Source organism: Pseudoalteromonas phenolica (assembly GCF_005886345.1).
In the GTDB taxonomy this organism is placed as follows: domain Bacteria; phylum Pseudomonadota; class Gammaproteobacteria; order Enterobacterales; family Alteromonadaceae; genus Pseudoalteromonas; species Pseudoalteromonas phenolica_A.
On the sequence record NZ_PNEC01000033.1, the window covers coordinates 1 to 17,609 of the forward strand.

General features: G+C 42.3%; 20 protein-coding genes. 7 read left to right on the forward strand and 13 right to left on the reverse strand.

The genetic code is table 11. The features are described 5' to 3' along the window. Positions 1–263: 263 nt before the first annotated feature. Positions 264–1,460 carry a dipeptidase gene (locus CWB72_RS12735; RefSeq protein ID WP_138631913.1) on the reverse strand — a complete coding sequence of 399 codons (1,197 nt, stop codon included), beginning with the start codon at positions 1,458–1,460 and terminating at the stop codon, positions 264–266. 185 nt (positions 1,461–1,645) lie between these two features. On the opposite strand from CWB72_RS12735, the gene CWB72_RS12740 reads away from it, so the two are divergent. From CWB72_RS12740 to CWB72_RS12750, 3 genes are all read left to right on the forward strand, one after another. Beyond that, complete coding sequence (locus CWB72_RS12740; RefSeq protein WP_138631915.1) at positions 1,646–2,296, forward strand: hypothetical protein; 651 nt, start codon at positions 1,646–1,648, stop codon at positions 2,294–2,296. A gap of 61 nt (positions 2,297–2,357) precedes the next feature. Then, positions 2,358–3,422, forward strand: coding sequence for a sensor histidine kinase (locus CWB72_RS12745; protein WP_171037297.1), 1,065 nt, complete (start codon positions 2,358–2,360; stop codon positions 3,420–3,422). Next, complete coding sequence (locus CWB72_RS12750; RefSeq protein WP_138631919.1) at positions 3,412–4,143, forward strand: LytR/AlgR family response regulator transcription factor; 732 nt, start codon at positions 3,412–3,414, stop codon at positions 4,141–4,143. The genes CWB72_RS12745 and CWB72_RS12750 overlap by 11 nt, the downstream gene beginning before the upstream one ends. 38 nt (positions 4,144–4,181) lie before the next feature. On the opposite strand, the gene CWB72_RS12755 is transcribed toward CWB72_RS12750, so the two are convergent. The 5 genes from CWB72_RS12755 to CWB72_RS12775 form a co-directional block, all read right to left on the reverse strand. After that, positions 4,182–4,445 (reverse strand): YheU family protein, encoded by a 264-nt coding sequence (locus CWB72_RS12755; protein ID WP_138631921.1) that lies wholly within the window; start codon positions 4,443–4,445, stop codon positions 4,182–4,184. Further along, positions 4,446–5,423 carry a hydrolase gene (locus tag CWB72_RS12760; RefSeq protein ID WP_138631923.1) on the reverse strand — a complete coding sequence of 326 codons (978 nt, stop codon included), beginning with the start codon at positions 5,421–5,423 and terminating at the stop codon, positions 4,446–4,448. A gap of 297 nt (positions 5,424–5,720) precedes the next feature. Further along, the gene (locus CWB72_RS20920) at positions 5,721–5,864 is read right to left on the reverse strand and encodes a DUF3149 domain-containing protein (RefSeq protein WP_138631925.1); all 144 of its coding nucleotides are present in this window, start codon (positions 5,862–5,864) and stop codon (positions 5,721–5,723) included. 134 nt (positions 5,865–5,998) lie between these two features. After that, the gene (locus CWB72_RS12770; protein ID WP_138631926.1) at positions 5,999–6,445 is read right to left on the reverse strand and encodes a TIGR02444 family protein; all 447 of its coding nucleotides are present in this window, start codon (positions 6,443–6,445) and stop codon (positions 5,999–6,001) included. Continuing rightward, positions 6,445–8,361 (reverse strand): ATP-binding cassette domain-containing protein, encoded by a 1,917-nt coding sequence (locus CWB72_RS12775; protein ID WP_138631928.1) that lies wholly within the window; start codon positions 8,359–8,361, stop codon positions 6,445–6,447. The genes CWB72_RS12770 and CWB72_RS12775 overlap by 1 nt, the downstream gene beginning before the upstream one ends. Before the next feature lie 175 nt (positions 8,362–8,536). On the opposite strand from CWB72_RS12775, the gene CWB72_RS12780 reads away from it, so the two are divergent. Beyond that, the gene (locus CWB72_RS12780) at positions 8,537–8,737 is read left to right on the forward strand and encodes a YheV family putative zinc ribbon protein (protein WP_058028474.1); all 201 of its coding nucleotides are present in this window, start codon (positions 8,537–8,539) and stop codon (positions 8,735–8,737) included. A gap of 38 nt (positions 8,738–8,775) precedes the next feature. Here CWB72_RS12780 and CWB72_RS12785 read toward each other — a convergent pair whose 3' ends face one another. After that, positions 8,776–8,988 carry a SlyX family protein gene (locus CWB72_RS12785; protein WP_058028475.1) on the reverse strand — a complete coding sequence of 71 codons (213 nt, stop codon included), beginning with the start codon at positions 8,986–8,988 and terminating at the stop codon, positions 8,776–8,778. Further along, entirely contained in the window at positions 8,985–9,974 is a 990-nt protein-coding gene (locus CWB72_RS12790) for a WD40 repeat domain-containing protein (RefSeq protein ID WP_138631930.1), read from the reverse strand. The genes CWB72_RS12785 and CWB72_RS12790 overlap by 4 nt, the downstream gene beginning before the upstream one ends. Positions 9,975–10,213: 239 nt before the next feature. Here CWB72_RS12790 and fkpA point away from each other — a divergent pair, with 239 nt between their 5' ends. Next, complete coding sequence (gene fkpA, locus CWB72_RS12795; protein WP_130256535.1) at positions 10,214–10,972, forward strand: FKBP-type peptidyl-prolyl cis-trans isomerase; 759 nt, start codon at positions 10,214–10,216, stop codon at positions 10,970–10,972. Positions 10,973–11,063: 91 nt separating this feature from the next. Here fkpA and rsd read toward each other — a convergent pair whose 3' ends face one another. Further along, a complete protein-coding gene (gene rsd / locus CWB72_RS12800) occupies positions 11,064–11,534 on the reverse strand; it encodes a sigma D regulator (protein WP_138566694.1) in 471 nt (156 codons plus the stop codon). Positions 11,535–11,994: 460 nt separating this feature from the next. Here rsd and hemE point away from each other — a divergent pair, with 460 nt between their 5' ends. Then, complete coding sequence (gene hemE / locus CWB72_RS12805) at positions 11,995–13,059, forward strand: uroporphyrinogen decarboxylase (RefSeq protein ID WP_138631932.1); 1,065 nt, start codon at positions 11,995–11,997, stop codon at positions 13,057–13,059. A 101-nt stretch (positions 13,060–13,160) separates the two neighbouring features. Here hemE and mtnK read toward each other — a convergent pair whose 3' ends face one another. Further along, complete coding sequence (mtnK, locus tag CWB72_RS12810) at positions 13,161–14,363, reverse strand: S-methyl-5-thioribose kinase (RefSeq protein ID WP_138631934.1); 1,203 nt, start codon at positions 14,361–14,363, stop codon at positions 13,161–13,163. Between the two features lie 119 nt (positions 14,364–14,482). On the opposite strand from mtnK, the gene mtnA reads away from it, so the two are divergent. Then, complete coding sequence (gene mtnA, locus CWB72_RS12815) at positions 14,483–15,505, forward strand: S-methyl-5-thioribose-1-phosphate isomerase (RefSeq protein WP_138631936.1); 1,023 nt, start codon at positions 14,483–14,485, stop codon at positions 15,503–15,505. A gap of 89 nt (positions 15,506–15,594) precedes the next feature. On the opposite strand, the gene CWB72_RS12820 is transcribed toward mtnA, so the two are convergent. The 3 genes from CWB72_RS12820 to CWB72_RS12830 form a co-directional block, all read right to left on the reverse strand. Continuing rightward, entirely contained in the window at positions 15,595–16,137 is a 543-nt protein-coding gene (locus CWB72_RS12820) for a 1,2-dihydroxy-3-keto-5-methylthiopentene dioxygenase (protein ID WP_138631939.1), read from the reverse strand. Continuing rightward, complete coding sequence (mtnC, locus tag CWB72_RS12825) at positions 16,134–16,820, reverse strand: acireductone synthase (protein ID WP_138631942.1); 687 nt, start codon at positions 16,818–16,820, stop codon at positions 16,134–16,136. The genes CWB72_RS12820 and mtnC overlap by 4 nt, the downstream gene beginning before the upstream one ends. Positions 16,821–16,891: 71 nt before the next feature. After that, positions 16,892–17,506: a methylthioribulose 1-phosphate dehydratase gene (locus tag CWB72_RS12830; RefSeq protein ID WP_138631945.1), complete on the reverse strand. Its 615-nt coding sequence runs from the start codon at positions 17,504–17,506 to the stop codon at positions 16,892–16,894. Positions 17,507–17,609: the final 103 nt, after the last annotated feature.

The following is a 17,609-nucleotide window of genomic DNA, read 5'->3' on the forward strand; positions in this document are numbered from 1 at the left end:
TATGCGCAGCTCAGGTTACTTTAGGCTTGTTCTAAGTTGTAATTCATCAACGAAGCTGGGTTCCATCGCGCATCCATGCGCTCACCTCTTCCTGCTGCGAAGCTTCGCTTCGGTTAGTCATCGCCCTTGCGCAAAGAGAATGAGAGCGCTGCGCGCTCTCATGATATAGGTGAAGGTCAGCGCTTGTTAAACTTACTCATTTCACCTTGCGCAAAAAGACCGTCCTCACTTCGTTCGCAGTCGGTAACCTTTTGCACTTAATACTAAAACTGAGTTGCGTATTCTTCTGCTTGACGCCAAACCCTCATAGTATTTCCACCTAAGATCTTCTTAATTTGGCCTTCGCTGTAACCTCTGTCTAAAAGGCCTTGCACTAGGTTAGGGTAGGTCGATACATCTTTAAGGCCGATAGGGAGTGAGTCACCTACGCCATCATAATCAGAGCCTATACCCACATGATTAATACCAATGAGTTTCACGACATGATCAATGTGATCTAGCACTTGGTCTAAGGTTGCGAATGGGAATGGGTTTTTAGCTCGGTATGCAGCTGCGAAATCAGTCACTTTATTGCCACTGTCTTCTGCAGCTTTTTGCGCTTCTTTGCGTTTGTCATACCAGCCTCGAGATGCACTGGTCACAAAGCTAGAGCCAAAGTTAATTTGGATCACGCCACCATTTTTCTTCAGTGCTAATAACATCTCATCATCCATATTTCGCTCAAAGCCTGGCGTGTATTTACGCAGTGATGAGTGTGATGCGATCACAGGCACTTTAGATAGCTTCATAACTTGATAAAACGCATCATCAGAAATATGAGAAACATCAATCAGCATGCCGATATTATTCATCTCTTTTACGAGATCTTTACCAAATGGGCTTAAGCCTTTCCACTTTCTGCGTACATCATATGAAGAATCAGAAATATGGTTACTTTGCGAGTGAGCTAAAGTGATATAACGAACGCCACGATCATAGAAGTGTTTGAGGTTCTTCATATCTCCTTCCATTGGTGAGCCGTTTTCCATCCCCATCGCAATCGACATTTTGCCTTTTTTAAAATGTTGATAAGCATCTTTATATGAATATGCCATCGCGAATTTATCTGGAGCACGGAATACTAGGGCTTCCATACCATCAATCAGCTGGTTAGCTAATTGATAACTTTTCCCCTTGCCTTCAAACTCCAAGCTAGCAGGAATATAAATCGACATAAATGGCACGTTCAAGCCGCCTTTTACCGCACGGGGATAATCGAAATCACCATCTTTTGTAGCCTTGCTAACATCATCCCATTTGTCTGCGATGCGATAAGGAACATCAATATGTGTATCAATTAAGATATTTTGCTTAGCAATACGCTCAGCAAGTTCTGATGCGCTGTATTGCTTTTCTGCTGCTGATAGATTGGCACTGGCAATAACCAAAGACAGTGCGGCAAGAGAGAGGGTTACTTTCATGATCCAGTCTTTTATTGTTTTAAGTTGGTTGATTGTAACAACAATTTCTTCATCCTGTATATTGTCCGCTTATCCTCTTTTCAAACCATTTATCACTTTTCGCAAATTACCATAGCGAGTTTTCCATATAGTTATTCCCAACAGAGGCACGCAGCCTAAAAATTTAAATAATAAAGGAAAACAACATGTCTAAATTCAATACCAAAATAATTCGCCGCACTTTAATTGCTGCTATTTTAGGTTCGGCATCAAGCGCTGCCAATGCAGCAGAAAACAGCCTAGTTCAGCAAACTGAAAAAGCAGAGGCATCGGCCAAGCTGGAGCTTAAAGAAGGCTTTAATATCAGTGTGCAAAGCAATGAGATTGATGATGTTTTCAAAGGCAGTGGCCTTGGTATGAGCTACCAAGCTGACTTCGGAAATTTACTTAAAGAAGAGGAAAAAAGCTTAAACTTATACGGTCGTATGCATTATCAAATCAACCGCAGTGATGAAGACGCTCAGCTTTCACAAGCTGATATCACACTTGGTTTGAATTACGCCCACTCTGATACGTTACATGTTTATTTAGAATCAGCGATGTTACAGCAAGAGGTGTCAGGCCAACCGCAAAGCTTTACTCGCAGTTATGATGTGACTCGTTTAGGCGCAAGTTACAACTTCAAAAAGAGTTTAGTGCTTAATGCTGCTGCGATTCATCGAAATGGTGAGGAAAATGAATTGGGATATCGTATCGCTTTAGAGTCAACCGAGACAGATGCTTATTCAATGGGTATGGGATTTAGCAGTGTAGGTGACAATGACTCGCTGTTTATTTCAATTGTTTCAAAGTTCTAAGCTGGTAATTGAAACTAATATGGGTACAATTCACCGCATCAAAGCAAGGAGAATTGTATCTATGAAGAAGTATTGGCTATGCCAGTTAGCTGCTTTCGTTGTAATTTTGGCATTAAATAGCAGTATTCTGGCGACCATAGGTTTTAATGAGCTGACGAGCGAGCAGATAAGCTCCCTTTTTATCAGAGCACTGCTTACATCAAGCTTCTTTATATTGTTTAGCCATTTAGTTATCAGAAATGGCAGTCAATGGCTTGCTCGCAAACGAGGCATGAAGAGACCTACACTACCAATCTTATTGGTAGTGAGTGTGATTGCAGCAGCACTTTATCATCTCTCTTATGAGTTTGTGGTTCAGACAGTTGCTCTTTCAGGCTTACCCAGTGATGAAGTGTCCATGCAAGTTCAAGGTAGCAAAATTGAATTTCACGAAAACAAAAGAATCGAGTGGGTAGCCATTTTTATCAAATGTTCAATGTATTGGCTTTGGTCTGGCTGTTATTTAGCAGTGATTGCTAGAAGAGAGAAGCGTATGCTAAAAACGCAGTTAAAAGAGCAACAACTCGCGAGCTTACAAAATCAAATAAACCCGCATTTTCTATTTAACTCGTTGAATACTATTCGTGGCATGATCTATCAAGACCAAGATAAAGCGGCAGAAATCGTCACACAGCTTTCAGAGTTGTTTAGGTATAACCTGACGACGGATTTACGAACACATGTCAGTGTTGAGGGTGAATGGCAAATTTGTGAAAACTACCTCGCTATTGAACAAGTGAGATTTGGTGAGCGCCTCAAAGTACACTTTGATTGCCCACAGAATCTACTTAAAGCAACCTTGCCCAGCATGTCTCTACTTACTCTCGTTGAAAATGCGGTAAAGCATGGTATTGCTCATCTTCCTAACGGTGGGGAGCTGAAAATTAATGTGTCAGAGCGTGAAGGCAAAGTGCAGGTACAAGTCATTAATCCTTTTGATGAAGCTAGAGTTAAAAGTGGTACCCAGTTGGGGCTGGCAAACATTCAATCTCGATTAGAGCTTATGTTTGGGCAACAGGCAAAGCTGTTGATTTCACAAGAGCGTCAGGAATTTAAAGCCATTATGGAGGTGCCCCATGCAGCCTAAAGCAACAGTTAAAGTGCTTATCATTGACGATGAGCCTTTGGCGCGTGCAGAGTTACAGCGTTTATTAAAAAAGTATAAGCAAATAGAAGTGCTGGGTGAAGCGCAAAATATTATCGAGGGGAAAGCCTTAGTCGATGACTTAGCACCAGACGCAATATTTTTAGATATTGAAATGCCGGGAGGGACCGGGCTTGAGCTCGCTGAGCAATTAAAAGGTGAAATTCCTATCGTCTTCTGTACAGCTTATAACGAGTTTGCCGTGGATGCCTTTTCGCTCAATGCAGTTGACTATTTACTAAAACCTGCAGCCCCAGCGCGGTTAGAAAAAGCCATTGAAAAGCTCTCAAGTCTGCTATCAGAAACCGAAAATACGCAGCTTGAAGACGATTTTAAATTGATGGTGAAATTTGCTGACAAAATGAAAATCATCTTGTTGAGAGACATATTGCGCTCTGAAAGCGTGGGGAATCATGCGGCAATTTACACCGAATTTGGCAAGTCTTACATTCATAGTTCGCTGAGTAAAATTGAAGCAAAACTTGACCCTAGTGTATATTTACGCGCAAGTCGCAGCGAAATAATTCGTTTAGATGCGGTGGTGCATCTAGAAGAGAGTATCAACTATGGGTTAACTGCGACCCTGAGCAATGGCTCAGAAGTCGATATATCTCGCCGCCAAGCTTCTGCGTTGAAAAAGCAAATGAGCTTTGCAGCGTTTTAATCAGAAACATATCAAAAGTTAGCTTAAATAAACACTGATTACGCATAATCAGTGTCATTTCCTTGGGTATACTCTTCACTTTGCATGGCGTTGAATTGGGCTTTTGAGACGATATTGACCGACTCATGGAGTTCAGAAAACACAATAAGAGCTTCACCTGATTTGAGCTGAGCTTTTACTTGCTCCACTTTTGTTTCAGTGTTTACTTCAGCGTCACCGTAGTCGGTGCCTTCGCGATGTACATAATATTCAATGAGATTATTAAGCGTATTTGGATCAAGTTGCTGATATGGAATGAGCATCTACTTCTGACCTTTAAGGAGCGATTGAAAATAATGAGGGACGGCTTTTTCAAGCCAAAACTCGGGTTTGAACGGATTCTTACCCCCAATAAAGCCGACATGACCGCCTTTTTTAGACACCGCCAAAGTGACTTGGTTGCTGACTTGCTCGGCTTTTGGCACTGCTTCGTTAGAGAGCATAGGGTCATCTTCGGCATGGATCAGCAAAGTGGGTGTCGCAATATATTTTAAGAAAGGCTGTGCACTTGCTTGTGCATAATAATCTTCAGCACCCTCAAAGCCATGTAGTGGTGCTGTTAATTGATCATCAAACTGCCACAAGTCGTTAATGTCGGCTAACTCTTGCTTGTTCAGCTTTATCGTTTCACCGATCTGCGGGTATTTTCTTGCGGATGATTTTTTTAAACGGTCCAACAAGTATTTTTGATATAAACCGAAACAGCTTTTTCTGATCACCTGACACGAAGAAGAAAGATGATGGGGCGCTGAAACAACCGCTGCACCACTGAGATCACTTTGCTTACCTTGCTCGCCTAAATATTTGGCCAGCACATTACCACCGAGTGAAAAGCCAACTGCAAATAAAGAACTTGGGTTTAAACGCGTTTTTAATGTTTGGATTAAAAACTGTAAGTCACCGGTTTCTCCGCTGTGATAAGCGCGCGGCAAACGATTAGGTAAACGTGAGCAGTTTCTAAAGTGCATGAGCACAGTATCAAAGCCTTGCTGAGTGAGGGCTTTGAGCATGCCTTTGGCGTAAAAACTATCTAGGTTGCCTTCTAGACCATGTAGCACAATGGCAAGAGGTGAGTCTTTTTTGCCTGTGCGACTCCAGGCTAATTCTAAAAAGTCACCGTCGGGCGTAGTCAATTCTTCATATTCCACATTAACGCGTTGAAAAGGTCTAAAAAAACGGGGCAAGATAGTTTGTGCATGACGATTCGACATCCACCAAGCACTTTCAAACTGATAACTCATAATTCTTCTTATTTGCATACTCGCAAGCAGTGTAGCAAAGAGTCGTGATGGGTTAAATAACCAGAACTGTCGAGATAAAGCAGAGAATAGGTGAGAAAGTGCTGAATATTGTACACAACCTTTTTAGCTCCACAAATAAAAAGCACCCGACTAAATAGGTTAGTAAGGTGCTTTGTGCGTCGTGCTTAATTCGTCTCTATCGGGGAACAAGTGCCTTTATTTAAAGTGGGTCAAAGGCAAGACCACTAATACTAATCCACAAAATGAATCACTTAATTAAGAGGATTAGTATAAAAACTATTGTTCAGGAGCTTCTGACTCGCTAATCTTCTTCATGAAGTAGTAAACGTAGTAAGCGCATAGCACAATCACTGTGCTCAAGATACCAAATGAAAGAAACAACACTGGGTCGCTAAAAAAATCTCTAAAGAATACGTTCATGGCCTTGGCCTCCTAATCACTCGATGAAGTAATCATAGGTGAGGGATGACGGGCTTGATATGATCGAGATCAAGTTTGTTTTCTGGCCAGCTTAGCTTAGGGTCAGAGCTTGATCTTGATCATGCTTTTTGCCGCTAAAGGCACTGTAAAAGGCGGTTTTTATCTTGTTCAGATAAATATAGAGTTAGGTTGTCAGCGCCGCTGTTAACGCTGATTGAACTCGGTAGCGCGTCTAACAACAAACTTTGCTGTAATTTCTCAAGAGCTAACTCATTTTCAAGCAATTGCTTGCGAATAACTGCATAGTCAGTGCAATGCGCATGGTGTGTTTTTAGGTTTTGTCGAATTAGGCGATGCGGGTTCAATAACTGAGCATCACTGAGCGCAGCGGCATTGTTGAGCGCTGAAAACTGAGTCGGTGTTAGTTGTAGCTTTAGACTGTCGAGGAATAACAGTAATAAGCATACGTTTACGTTTTTTTGCTGCTCGTCTTGTAGCTCGAGCAGCAAAGGTTGCACGCCATTTTTACTATATATATCGCATGCAAATTGCCAAAATGTATCGGCCGTGAGCTTAGACATTAGACGAGGCTTGCCTCAAATTCAGCTTGTTTTTCTTCCATCTCTTCAAGCGCCATTAATAAGTCTTCTTCTATTTGGTTCACTTTTGGCGTTAACTCAGCTTGTTTGTTCAGTAGCTCGGTGAGCTTGGCTTTGTTTTCATCGCTGTATAAATCGTTGTCGCCAAGCTGGTTTTCAACGTCAGATAACTGCTCCGAGAACTTGTCTAGTTGTTTTTCAAGTTTATCGATTTCTTTCTTTAAAGGTTGAACTGACTTTCTAAATTCAGCTTCAAGGCGTTTAACTTCTTTACGATTACTGCTGGAATGCGCTTTAACTTCGACTTGCTCTTTTTTGTTGTCGGCTTTATTGGCATTGAGTAACCATTGATAGTACTCATCTAAATCATAGCCAAATTGCGATACGCTGCCGTTATCTACCAGATAAAATTCATCGGCGGTATTTTTTAGCATGTGTCTATCGTGCGATACCGTCACCATCGCGCCTTCAAAGCCCTGTAGCGCCATAACAAGGGCATGACGCATTTCTAGGTCTAAGTGGTTGGTTGGCTCATCCAGTAATAGTAAGTTTGGCTTTTGGAATACCAACATGGCTAGAACTAAACGGGCTTTTTCGCCTCCTGAGAAGGGCGCTACAGGCTCTAAAGCGCGGTCACCGTTGAAGGCAAAGCCACCTAAAAAGTCACGTAAAGATTGTTCAGGTGCATCGGGGGCTAGGCGTTGTAAATGTGTAACAGCACTCGCTTGTAAATCTAGTGACTCAAGTTGATGCTGTGCGAAATAACCAATTTTCAACCCTTGATGCTGAAAGACTTCGCCAGATTGTGGCTGCAATTCGCCCGCAAGCAATTTGATAAGAGTTGATTTACCCGCGCCATTGCGACCAAGTAGCGCAATACGGCTGCCAGGTACTAGGTTAAGCTTGATCTGATGCAAGATGGTGATGTCGCCATAGCCAGCTTTTGCGTTATCTAGCGTCATCAATGGGTTTGGAAGTGCACTTGGCTCGGAAAATTCAAAATCGAATGGCGAATCAGCATGTGCAGGAGCAAGCTTTTCCATACGCTCAAGTGCTTTAACACGGCTTTGCGCTTGCTTTGCTTTACTGGCTTTGGCTTTAAAACGAGTAATGAATTTCTCTAAGTGGGCAATTTGCTCTTGTTGCTTGTCGAATAAGGCTTGTTGCTGTGCCATGCGCTCTGCTTTTTGACGTTCGAACTGAGAGTAATGGCCTTTATAAACATTCACAAGGCTGCGATCAATGTGCCAAATTTGGTCAACGACCGCATCTAAAAATTCACGGTCGTGAGAGATCAGCACCAGTGTGCCTGTGTAGGCACGTAAAAAACGCTCTAACCAGTAAACTGCGTCGAGGTCTAAGTGGTTGGTTGGCTCATCGAGTAGAAGTAAATCCGCATCGCGAATGAGTGCTTGAGCAAGGTTTAAGCGCATACGCCAACCACCTGAAAAAGCGCTCACTGGGTTATCGATCTGCTCGTTGCTGAACCCTAGACCATGGAATAGTTCACCGGCTTTGGCCTCAATGCTGTAGCCTTTTAGATGTTCAATTTGCTGATGTATTTGCGCTTGTTTTGCGCCGTCATCATTCGCTTCTGCATCACGTAGTGCAATACGGCAGGCGTAATATTCAGGGTGACCTTGTAATACGTAATCAAGGGCACTGATCTCAAGCGCTGGGGTTTCTTGTTTTACTGAGGCAATAGACCAATCTTTTGGAAATTGAAACTCACCCGAATCTAACTGTAGTTCGCCCTTTAACAATGCAAACAAAGATGATTTACCACAGCCATTGGCGCCGACTAGGCCGACCTTGTGCTCTGGAAAAAGTGTTGCACTGGCGTTTTTAAGTAGGGTTTTGCCACCGCGAAGTAGCTCGATATCTGACAGTTGGATCATAGTGTTACAGCAACAATAAATAATGCGGCTATCATAGCATGAAGTGCTTTGTGGGACTCAACTCTATCTTCTATTTGAGGGCAGGTATTATTTTTGCAAACAGAGTGAACATGTTTCTTATAAATCGGGTATTGAGATAGAATAGGGCATAACTTAATCGCGGGTCGAGTCGAAAATGAAACAGAAGAAACGCTTTATTGCTGGGGCAGTATGTCCTGAGTGTAATAAGCAAGATGTCATGATGCTATATAAAGAGCATGATGTAGAAAAAGTAGAATGTGTTGAGTGTGGCCATAAGATGACGCAACCGAAAGATGCGGTACAGGCATCAACACGTCAATTTGAACAAGTGATTGGTGTGTTTAAGCCAGAGTAACTCTGACTTAAAGCATTCATTAGTAACCTGAGTTTAGGTTAGTAATGCGGCGGTGGTGGCTCTTGATGCTGCGGCATTAACCCACTATCACCTCCTTCTTTAATCTTTTGCGCTAATAACTCTAACTGGCGCTGCATTTTGGCTAAATGCTTTTGATGGGTGCGAAGTTCATCGTTTAGTGTTTCGATGGTATCGTCCTGAAAAGCAATTTTTGCTTCTAACTCCATCACACGGTTTTCTAATTCTGTCATTGTGTATCCAAATCGGTAAATATTTCTAGCAAACCACTTGAACTCTCTGTGGTTAAACTGCGCTCGTTATCAGTAAAGGCAACATCAAACACGACCGCAGATTTTGGGCGGCTGCCCTCCCTCGGTTTTACTAAAAAGGTATCTAGTTGCTTGCCATCACTTATACGCCAAAGTGATAGTTCGCGGTTTGGTGAGCCTGTGGCAATAAGTGTTGCATCTTCATTAAAGCGAACGGCGCTGAAGATTTTCTGGCGAGCAATATACTGCAATTGCGATACGAGATCACCTGAAGTGAGCTGCCAGACACTGGCTTTTTTTAAACTATCGGCGGTAAATGCGTATTGACCACGTGCGTCTAAGGCCACTTTGGTGACGCGACTAGGGTGGTTAAAGCGGTGTATTACTTGTCCTGTTTTGGTGTCCCAAAAATAGGCGGTGTAGTCGTTGCCTCCACTCAATGCAAAGTGGCCGTTGGGTGATAACGCAATACTGTTGATTTTTTCTTGATGACCAAGGAACTCTAAGCGTCTGCCGTTGACTAAGTCGAGATGGACGATGACATTATCACTGCGGCCATACATCACATAGCGGCCCTGATTGCTAATCGCGATATCACGGATCGTGGCGGTTTTAATTTGATAGTAGCCTTGGTTTTTGCCAGTATTGATATTCCAAACTGCAAATGTATCGTTGGTGGCGGTCACAGCAAATCTATTGTCATAGGCTATGGCGAGCGAATGCACGAGGTTTTCTGGGTCTGCAGAATGCTGCCATTGGTATTTTAAGCCATGAGTTTTGTTATCCCATAGGCTGACTCCATGCTCAACAGAAGAAATTAAAGAGTAGTGGCCGTCGGCAGAAATAGCAGCAGCAAATGCACCTCGAACAGCATGCTCCACTGTATGGGTGGCTTGTTTTGCTGAAGGGCTGCAGGCCATCAGCAGTGTACTAACAACCGAAATGAGTAGTATTCGAATACTTTGCATAGTTTAGGTATTTTCCCTTAACGCTCTGTTTCACAAAGGGTACACTGGCAGTTATGTCCATATAATAGCGCTTTTTATTGATAGTAGCGCATCAAAGCAGGAAAGTCGCGTTGTTACGCTTGTATGACGATAACCGCATGAGGATTGGCATCTGAGCGGATGAATGATAATGTGGATACATAAATTTAACCTTTAAAGTAAATAGTATAGGTAAACTCTATGTTTGCCGGAGAGATAGAATGAAACAGACAATTAAGCTGTCTTTAATTGCAGCGTCAGTGTTGGCACTAACTGCATGTAATCAAAAAGCAGAAGCAGAACAAAAACCTGTAGAAGTAAAGCTTGAAACAGAACTACAACAACAAGCTTATGGTATCGGTGCATCAGTAGGTAACTTCTTACAAAAAGATCTTGCTGATAAAAAAGACATCGGTATTGAGTTAGACCAAGAACTTCTAATGCGCGGTTTTAAAGATGCTCTAGCTGGTAACGCAAAATTAGATGAAGCGAAGATTCGTGAAGTGTTAACTGCACTTGATACAACTGTTCGCACTAAGCAGGCTGAAAAAGCAGAAGCACTTGCTAAAGAAAGTAAAGAAAAAGGCATTCAGTACCTAGCAGAAAACGCTAAGAAAGAAGGCGTAACAGTGACTGAGTCTGGTCTTCAGTATGAAGTTATTAGCGCAGGTGAAGGTAAAAAGCCAGTTGCAACTGACGTTGTAAAAGTACACTACAAAGGTACATTAATCGATGGTACTGAGTTCGATAGCTCATACTCGCGTAATGAACCAGCAACATTTGGTCTTCAGCAAGTTATCTCTGGTTGGACTGAAGGTCTTCAGCTTATGAACGAAGGTGCTAAGTTTAAATTCACTATCCCTTCAGAGCTTGCTTACGGTGAACGTGATCTTGGTAAGATCCCTGCTAATTCAACATTAGTATTTGAAGTTGAATTACTTGAGATCCAACAAGAGAAAAAAGCAGCTGCGGCTGAGTAATTAAGAGGATTGGTATAATACCAAAAGGCTTAATAAAAAAAGGGTTCTATATGAACCCTTTTTTGTGTCTAAAGATTGTCTTAATTCGGTTCTAATTAGTATGGTTTGCGTAAAAGTTTTCTATTAGCTCGTCTTCAAGCTCAAAACGTAATTCTAACACTTCACCTAGTTTAGATAGGTCTGTATCAAAACTGCCAAGACTTGCGTCTTTTGACGCTTCTGCATACTTATCATTGAAATCTAGCGCAACATCAGTGGTCTCAGAGATGCGAGGGTAGAGTGCATTGGCCAGTGCAACACTCTTAGGCCCTTTCTCTTTACATGCTTGTACTATGTTGTCGTACACTTCAAAATGACCAGCGGATAAGTAATCCATCATGATCTGACAAAAACTTTGGATCTGCACTTGGTCAGGCAGTGCATGATCGTTTTGCTCGAATGGCGCGAAGCCTGCTAACTTACAAAACTGTAATAACAATTCCTGACGCTCAGTTAACCATGCATCGATAACGCTGTGACTACCACCCCATTTTTGCTGGGCTTCTTCAAATCTTGATAACATAGCGAACTCCTTTAGCGTGTTGTTTACTCTATAAGAAGAAAATCTAGCTCAAAGGTCAACCATTTTTTTCATTATTTGTTCAGGTTGGTGTGTAAGTCATTGAAATTAAGTGGTTAAGATTTTTACATTTGTGGGCATAAAAAAACCACCCGAAGGTGGTTTATCAATTGGTTTAGCATTTTTTATTATTATTTTAAAAATACATTTATTTTTTTTATTAAAGGTGTTTTGTTGTTATTTTTTTAACGCGAGGCAAGTTATACCAAGCTTTTTTTGTTGTTGCAAATAGTTTAACAAGATGTTTTTTAATTTTTTTGCTTGTCTTTCCATAAGTGGTTGAAGCATTGAAGATTTAATCTAGATCATGACAATTCACTTTGCTTGGGCGTTTAGATAGAGCCTGCGCATAATTAGTGATACAATTTGCGCAATTTTTTAGGCTTTGGAATCGAGATACGCTATGAGCGAATTGAAAAACGATCGTTATTTACGTGCGTTAATGAAACAACCTGTTGATGTAACGCCAGTATGGATGATGCGTCAGGCTGGACGTTATTTACCAGAGTATCGCGCAACACGTGCGCAAGCTGGTGACTTTATGAGTTTGTGTAAAAACGCAGAATTGGCGTGTGAAGTTACTTTACAACCACTTCGTCGTTACCCGTTAGATGCGGCAATTCTGTTCAGCGACATCTTAACAATTCCAGATGCGATGGGCTTAGGTCTGTATTTCGAAACTGGTGAAGGCCCTAAATTTGAGCGTCCGATCAGCTCTTTAGCAGATGTTCAAAAGATCCCAAATATTGACCCGACTGACGAGCTTGGCTATGTAATGAACGCAGTAAGCACTATTCGTCGTGAGCTGAAAGGTGAAGTACCACTGATTGGTTTCTCGGGTTCTCCTTGGACGCTAGCTACTTACATGGTTGAAGGTGGTTCGAGCAAAACGTTTGGCAAAATCAAAAAGATGGCTTTTGCTGAGCCAAAAACACTGCACCTATTGCTAGATAAAGTCGCTGATTCAGTAATTGATTACCTAAACGCACAAGTTAAAGCAGGTGCACAATCGCTTATGATCTTTGACTCTTGGGGTGGTGTATTAAGCCCACGCGATTATAAAGAGTTTTCACTGCAATACATGCACAAGATTGTTGATGGTCTAATTCGTGAAAACGACGACCGTAAAGTGCCAGTAACCTTATTCACTAAGAATGGCGGTCAGTGGATTGAAGCGATTGCAGCAACAGGCTGTGATGCGGTAGGCCTAGACTGGACGATTGATATTGGTGATGCACGTCGTCGTGTTGGTGATAAGGTTGCGCTTCAGGGCAACATGGATCCTGCAATGCTACACGGTACACCTGAGCGTATTCGTGAAGAAGTACAAAACATTTTAGCAAGCTATGGTGAAGGCTCTGGTCACGTATTCAACCTAGGTCATGGTATTACACCTGACGTAGACCCTGAGAATGCAGGTGTGTTCATCAACTCAGTACATGAGTTCAGTGGCCAATACCACAAGTAATAGCTAATGGCATAAGCTTTTAGAATTTGTATTAAAAAAGCCTTAACTTCATCGTTAAGGCTTTTTTATTTGTCTTTATGCATCTCATAGCGAGCAGGGTTCTACTGGATCAAGCTCACAATCAGCTGGTAAGCCGACTCTTTGTTTTCACATTCTTCAGCATGCAAAATTAATTGCTCACCGAGTAATAAGGTTTGCTTTTGCACTTGCAGACGCGCGCGCTCATCTTTAATACCATCAATATCTACTACATGAGCAAGACCTATGGTTCTTCGAATTAATTCAGTGCCAGCGTAGCCTAACGCGTCTTGAATGATTTGCTCTACAAACTGTTGTGCATAACCCGGTGCTTGTAGTGCTAAATCACGGGTATGTTGCGCTGCTAATGTTAACCAAATACTTTCAAAATCATTTAAACACTGCTGTATTTGAGTTAATAGATAAGACTGCATTTGACGGCGCTTAGGGGTTTCTTTAATACGACCATTTTGTGCGCAATAGTTAAGCAGTAGATTTCCGATGAAAGAGCCTAAATCGAAACCAATCGGGCCGAAAAAGCCAAACTCAGGATCGATGAGCTTAGTATCGCTTTGATCAGCAAAAATACTACCCGTGTGCACATCGCCATGTAATAGGCTTTGTGGCGCAGAGAAGAATAGATGCTTTAACTGCGCTACTTGGCGAAGCAATTGAGTGCTTTGTTGTAAGCGCAACACATCAGTTTCTAGCTCTGGCGGGTAATTATTTCGCTCGCAAGCTCTATATGGGTCATCAAAGAACAAGTCTTCTGTGATTGAACATAGCTCAGGGTTTGTAAATTCTTGGACTAACGCTTTTTTCTCCGCAGGCTTTAAATAGAAGTCGGAGTAATAAAAACTGCTTGTTGCTAAATAAGTGGCCACATCAGCACCAAGTTTCGGATAGGTTTTTGCTAGATTTAATTCGCTGCGCAAAATGGCCATATGGCCTAAATCTTCAAGTACAGTAACTGCAAGGTCATCGTTGGTGTGCAGTACTTTAGCGATATGTTGCTCACACGCTAACCCATGCTTTTTTAGAACGGATGCTTCAATACGCGCTCTATCTATGGTTAATGGCCAAGATTCACCCACACAGCGGGCATAGGGTAAAGCTTGCTTAAGAATAATGCTGTTGCCATTTTGATCCGCAATACGAAACACTAAATTTAAATTACCATCGCCAAACTCGTTACAAGTGAGTTGTGCGTTTGGTTCAAAAAACTCGCCAAGCTGCTCGATATAACTCAGGGCTTGTGCGTTATCAAAAGCAATATAGTCAGCCATACTCTTTTATCACAGTGAAGAACATAATTGCGGCATTCTATATTTTTAAATGTTTAGATGTCTATACTTCTTTGTGTCTTTATGTAAAATCTAGCAGTTATCATTTTGGAGTGACTTACATGCAAAATTTGCTGGCGCGCAGCCTAAAATATCAAGATGGAAAACTATATGTTTTAGATCAGTACCTTCTGCCGCATGAGCAACATTGGCACCTGTGTAATAGTGTGTCTGAGATGCAAACATTAATTCTGTCATTAAAAGTGCGCGGCGCGCCTTTAATTGGCTTGGCAGCCACTTTGTTGGTGGCACATTTGGCTGAGCAAGGCATGAGCCAAACTGATTTAGCCCAAGCGATCGATGAGTTAGAAGCCACGAGACCGACGGCTGTTAACTTAATGCACTGTATGAAGCAGATGCGTGAAGCTCTAAAGCAATCAGCTTTTGTCGATTCGTTAGTCACAGCGGCTGAGCGTTTATTCAATGAAGATGTTACGCTATGTGAGGCGATGGCAAAATTGGGTGCTGAACTTGTGAAACCCGGTGAACAGATTTTAACCCATTGTAATACTGGTGCTTTGGCGACAGCAGGTGTCGGCACAGCGCTTGGGGTGATCTATCACGCACATCAACAGCATGGTGATATTCATGTCTGGGTTGATGAAACCAGACCGTTATTACAAGGTGGCCGTCTAACCGCGTTTGAGCTTGAAAGCTGGCAAATTCCATACACCTTAATTTGTGACAATATGGCGGCGAGCCTAATGGCAGCAGGTAAGGTTGATAAAATCTTTGTTGGTGCAGACCGCATTGCTGCAAACGGTGACTTTGCCAATAAAGTGGGGACATACAACTTGGCGGTATTAGCGCACTTCCATAGCGTCGAATTTTATGTCGTTGCGCCAATAACGACGTTAGATGTTGATTGTCCCGATGGTCAGCATATTCCTATTGAGCAACGTGCAGCGGCAGAGGTAACAGGCGTCAGTGGTAGCTTTGGAGATTGCCAGTGGGCGCCAAATAATGCACAAGTATTCAACCCTGCATTTGATGTCACCCCTGCAAAGCTCGTAACGGGTTGGGTGCTCAATACTGGTGTATATGAGCAAGCTCAAGTGGCAGCGGGGGCATTGAGAAATTTATAAGTATAAATAAGTGCAGTGTCGCAAAATAAAAAAGAGAGCGATGTGATCAACATCAGCTCTCTTTTTTTATTCAATTTCATAAGAAGAGTTTAATCTAAAATAGGAAATTGCGTGGCAATGTCGCTGTCAGTGCTTTGTGCAACCCAACCGGCTTCGTTATTGAAAAAGCGAATGGCGGTAAACTCAGGGTCGCTGCCCATATCAAACCAATGTTGCGTGTTTGCTGGTACAGAAATTAAATCACCTTGCTGGCATAACACTTGATAAACGCGCTCGTTTAAATGCAAACAAAATAACCCCTGACCTTTTACAAAGAAGCGCACTTCATCTTCGCTGTGAGTATGTTCGAATAAAAACTTTTGTCTTAATTCAGCGGCATTTGGGTTGCCTTTGGCCAACGAGATAACGTCTACGGTTTGGTAGCCACCATCTTGTTGTACGCGGGCAATGTCATCCGCGTAGGCTGAAATAATATCTTCTTGTGTACTTTCGGCTGCAATTTCGGCATTTGCTTGCCATTGCTCGAATAACACGTCAGCTTTGTTTAGTTCGGTTTGAATGGCTTTAAAATCTGCGCTTTGGAAGATTGCTTGCGCAGGCTCATCATGACGGTAGATAGTTAAATTACTCATACAAATAACGCTTCATTAAATTGTGTAAAATCTTCGATAAATGGGTGTGTTTCGCTACGCGCTTGGTCATCGCGCCACAGTTGTAAGGTATGCATGCCTGCTGCTTTCGCTGCGTCTAACTCCGCTAACACATCGCTTAAAAATAACACTTCGTTGGCCGCAAAAGTGATCTGCGCTAAAATATTTTCATAAGACGCTTGCTCTTTTTTACCACCGACTTTGGTGTCGTAATAGCCACTGAATAACGGGCGAATATCGCCAAAATCAGAGTATTCGAATAACAAATGTTGTGCTTTTACTGAGCCCGATGAATACACATAAAGCTCGCATCCAGCGGCTTTTTGATCAGCGAGAAACTGTTCTGCGTCTGGGTAAATATGCCCTGTAAAGTCACCTTGTTGATAACCCGTTTGCCAGATCAAACCTTGCAGTTGTTTGAGTGGCGTGATTTTTTTATCTTCCGCTATCCAACCAAGTAGGGCATCAATGATTGTGCTTAATGGCGCGCCAGGCTTTGCTATTTCAGTTCTTACCGCCTGTATTTGCTCTACGACTTCTGGTTTGTCTTGGTTTTGCTCGACAAATTGCGCAAGGTGCTGAGTAGCGTAAGGGAACAGAATATCTTTCACAAATGAAATACGAGTAATGGTGCCTTCAATATCTGTGATGATGGCTTTGATCATAGAGCTGACTCCAATTTATTACTTTTAGGCAAATTGGCAAATAAAAGCTTTAGGTGTTTGCACAAATTTGTTCATAATTTTGCACTTAAACTAATGTGTTCTAATTCACAGGCGAATAAAAACTCTAGCCCTTCAATATGGCGACGGGTTTCTGCCACAGAATTACCCATGGCATATAAACCATGACCGCGGATCAGCACGCCGTGAACTACAGGCTCAGCTAGATGGCGCTGTGCGACAAGCTCAGCCAGTCTATCGATGTCTTGATCATTGTCGAAAATGGCAATCTTTAATGCGTCTTCATGGCTGCTAATACCGCGTAACGACTTTTGCATCTCATAGCCATGTATAGACAAGGTTTCACCTTTAATAAAACGTGATAGCACGGTGGCCGCTACTGAATGAGTGTGCAATACACATTCAGTATCTGGTTGAAGTTGATACAGCTTTAAATGCAGTGCTGTTTCGGCCGAAGGCTTACCACTACCTGCGGTGATTTCGCCTTGTTGATTAAGTTCTAAGAAATGCTCTGCTGCTAAGTGGCCTTTATCGTAACCACTGGCAGTCACAACAAAGCCTTCTTCTGTTTTAATTGAGAAGTTTCCACCTGTCGCGGGTACCCAGCCTTTTTGGCTAACCCAACGACCGGCTTCTATCAGTGCGATTTTTGCGGCATTATTCTGCATAATAAAGAATCTCAAAAATAATTTTAGACGGCTATACATCTATTTTTGGCAATGATAGCATCGCTCGTGCGAAAGCACCATCAACAAAAAAGGGGCCCTTGTG

What these genes read in the sequence shown, in the direction of transcription:
- CWB72_RS12760 (WP_138631923.1), bottom strand. Translation starts at nt 5,423, where the DNA reads ATGAGTTATCAGTTTGAAAGTGCTTGGTGGATGTCGAATCGTCATGCA.
- CWB72_RS12830 (WP_138631945.1), bottom strand. Translation starts at nt 17,506, where the DNA reads ATGCAGAATAATGCCGCAAAAATCGCACTGATAGAAGCCGGTCGTTGG.
- CWB72_RS12750 (WP_138631919.1), top strand. Translation starts at nt 3,412, where the DNA reads ATGCAGCCTAAAGCAACAGTTAAAGTGCTTATCATTGACGATGAGCCT.
- rsd (WP_138566694.1), bottom strand. Translation starts at nt 11,534, where the DNA reads ATGTTATCAAGATTTGAAGAAGCCCAGCAAAAATGGGGTGGTAGTCAC.
- CWB72_RS12820 (WP_138631939.1), bottom strand. Translation starts at nt 16,137, where the DNA reads ATGAGTAATTTAACTATCTACCGTCATGATGAGCCTGCGCAAGCAATC.
- CWB72_RS12745 (WP_171037297.1), top strand. Translation starts at nt 2,358, where the DNA reads ATGAAGAAGTATTGGCTATGCCAGTTAGCTGCTTTCGTTGTAATTTTG.
- hemE (WP_138631932.1), top strand. Translation starts at nt 11,995, where the DNA reads ATGAGCGAATTGAAAAACGATCGTTATTTACGTGCGTTAATGAAACAA.
- CWB72_RS12755 (WP_138631921.1), bottom strand. Translation starts at nt 4,445, where the DNA reads ATGCTCATTCCATATCAGCAACTTGATCCAAATACGCTTAATAATCTC.
- CWB72_RS12775 (WP_138631928.1), bottom strand. Translation starts at nt 8,361, where the DNA reads ATGATCCAACTGTCAGATATCGAGCTACTTCGCGGTGGCAAAACCCTA.
- CWB72_RS12770 (WP_138631926.1), bottom strand. Translation starts at nt 6,445, where the DNA reads ATGTCTAAGCTCACGGCCGATACATTTTGGCAATTTGCATGCGATATA.
- CWB72_RS12785 (WP_058028475.1), bottom strand. Translation starts at nt 8,988, where the DNA reads ATGACAGAATTAGAAAACCGTGTGATGGAGTTAGAAGCAAAAATTGCT.
- mtnC (WP_138631942.1), bottom strand. Translation starts at nt 16,820, where the DNA reads ATGATCAAAGCCATCATCACAGATATTGAAGGCACCATTACTCGTATT.
- CWB72_RS12735 (WP_138631913.1), bottom strand. Translation starts at nt 1,460, where the DNA reads ATGAAAGTAACCCTCTCTCTTGCCGCACTGTCTTTGGTTATTGCCAGT.
- CWB72_RS12790 (WP_138631930.1), bottom strand. Translation starts at nt 9,974, where the DNA reads ATGCAAAGTATTCGAATACTACTCATTTCGGTTGTTAGTACACTGCTG.
- mtnA (WP_138631936.1), top strand. Translation starts at nt 14,483, where the DNA reads ATGCAAAATTTGCTGGCGCGCAGCCTAAAATATCAAGATGGAAAACTA.
- CWB72_RS20920 (WP_138631925.1), bottom strand. Translation starts at nt 5,864, where the DNA reads ATGAACGTATTCTTTAGAGATTTTTTTAGCGACCCAGTGTTGTTTCTT.
- CWB72_RS12780 (WP_058028474.1), top strand. Translation starts at nt 8,537, where the DNA reads ATGAAACAGAAGAAACGCTTTATTGCTGGGGCAGTATGTCCTGAGTGT.
- CWB72_RS12740 (WP_138631915.1), top strand. Translation starts at nt 1,646, where the DNA reads ATGTCTAAATTCAATACCAAAATAATTCGCCGCACTTTAATTGCTGCT.
- fkpA (WP_130256535.1), top strand. Translation starts at nt 10,214, where the DNA reads ATGAAACAGACAATTAAGCTGTCTTTAATTGCAGCGTCAGTGTTGGCA.
- mtnK (WP_138631934.1), bottom strand. Translation starts at nt 14,363, where the DNA reads ATGGCTGACTATATTGCTTTTGATAACGCACAAGCCCTGAGTTATATC.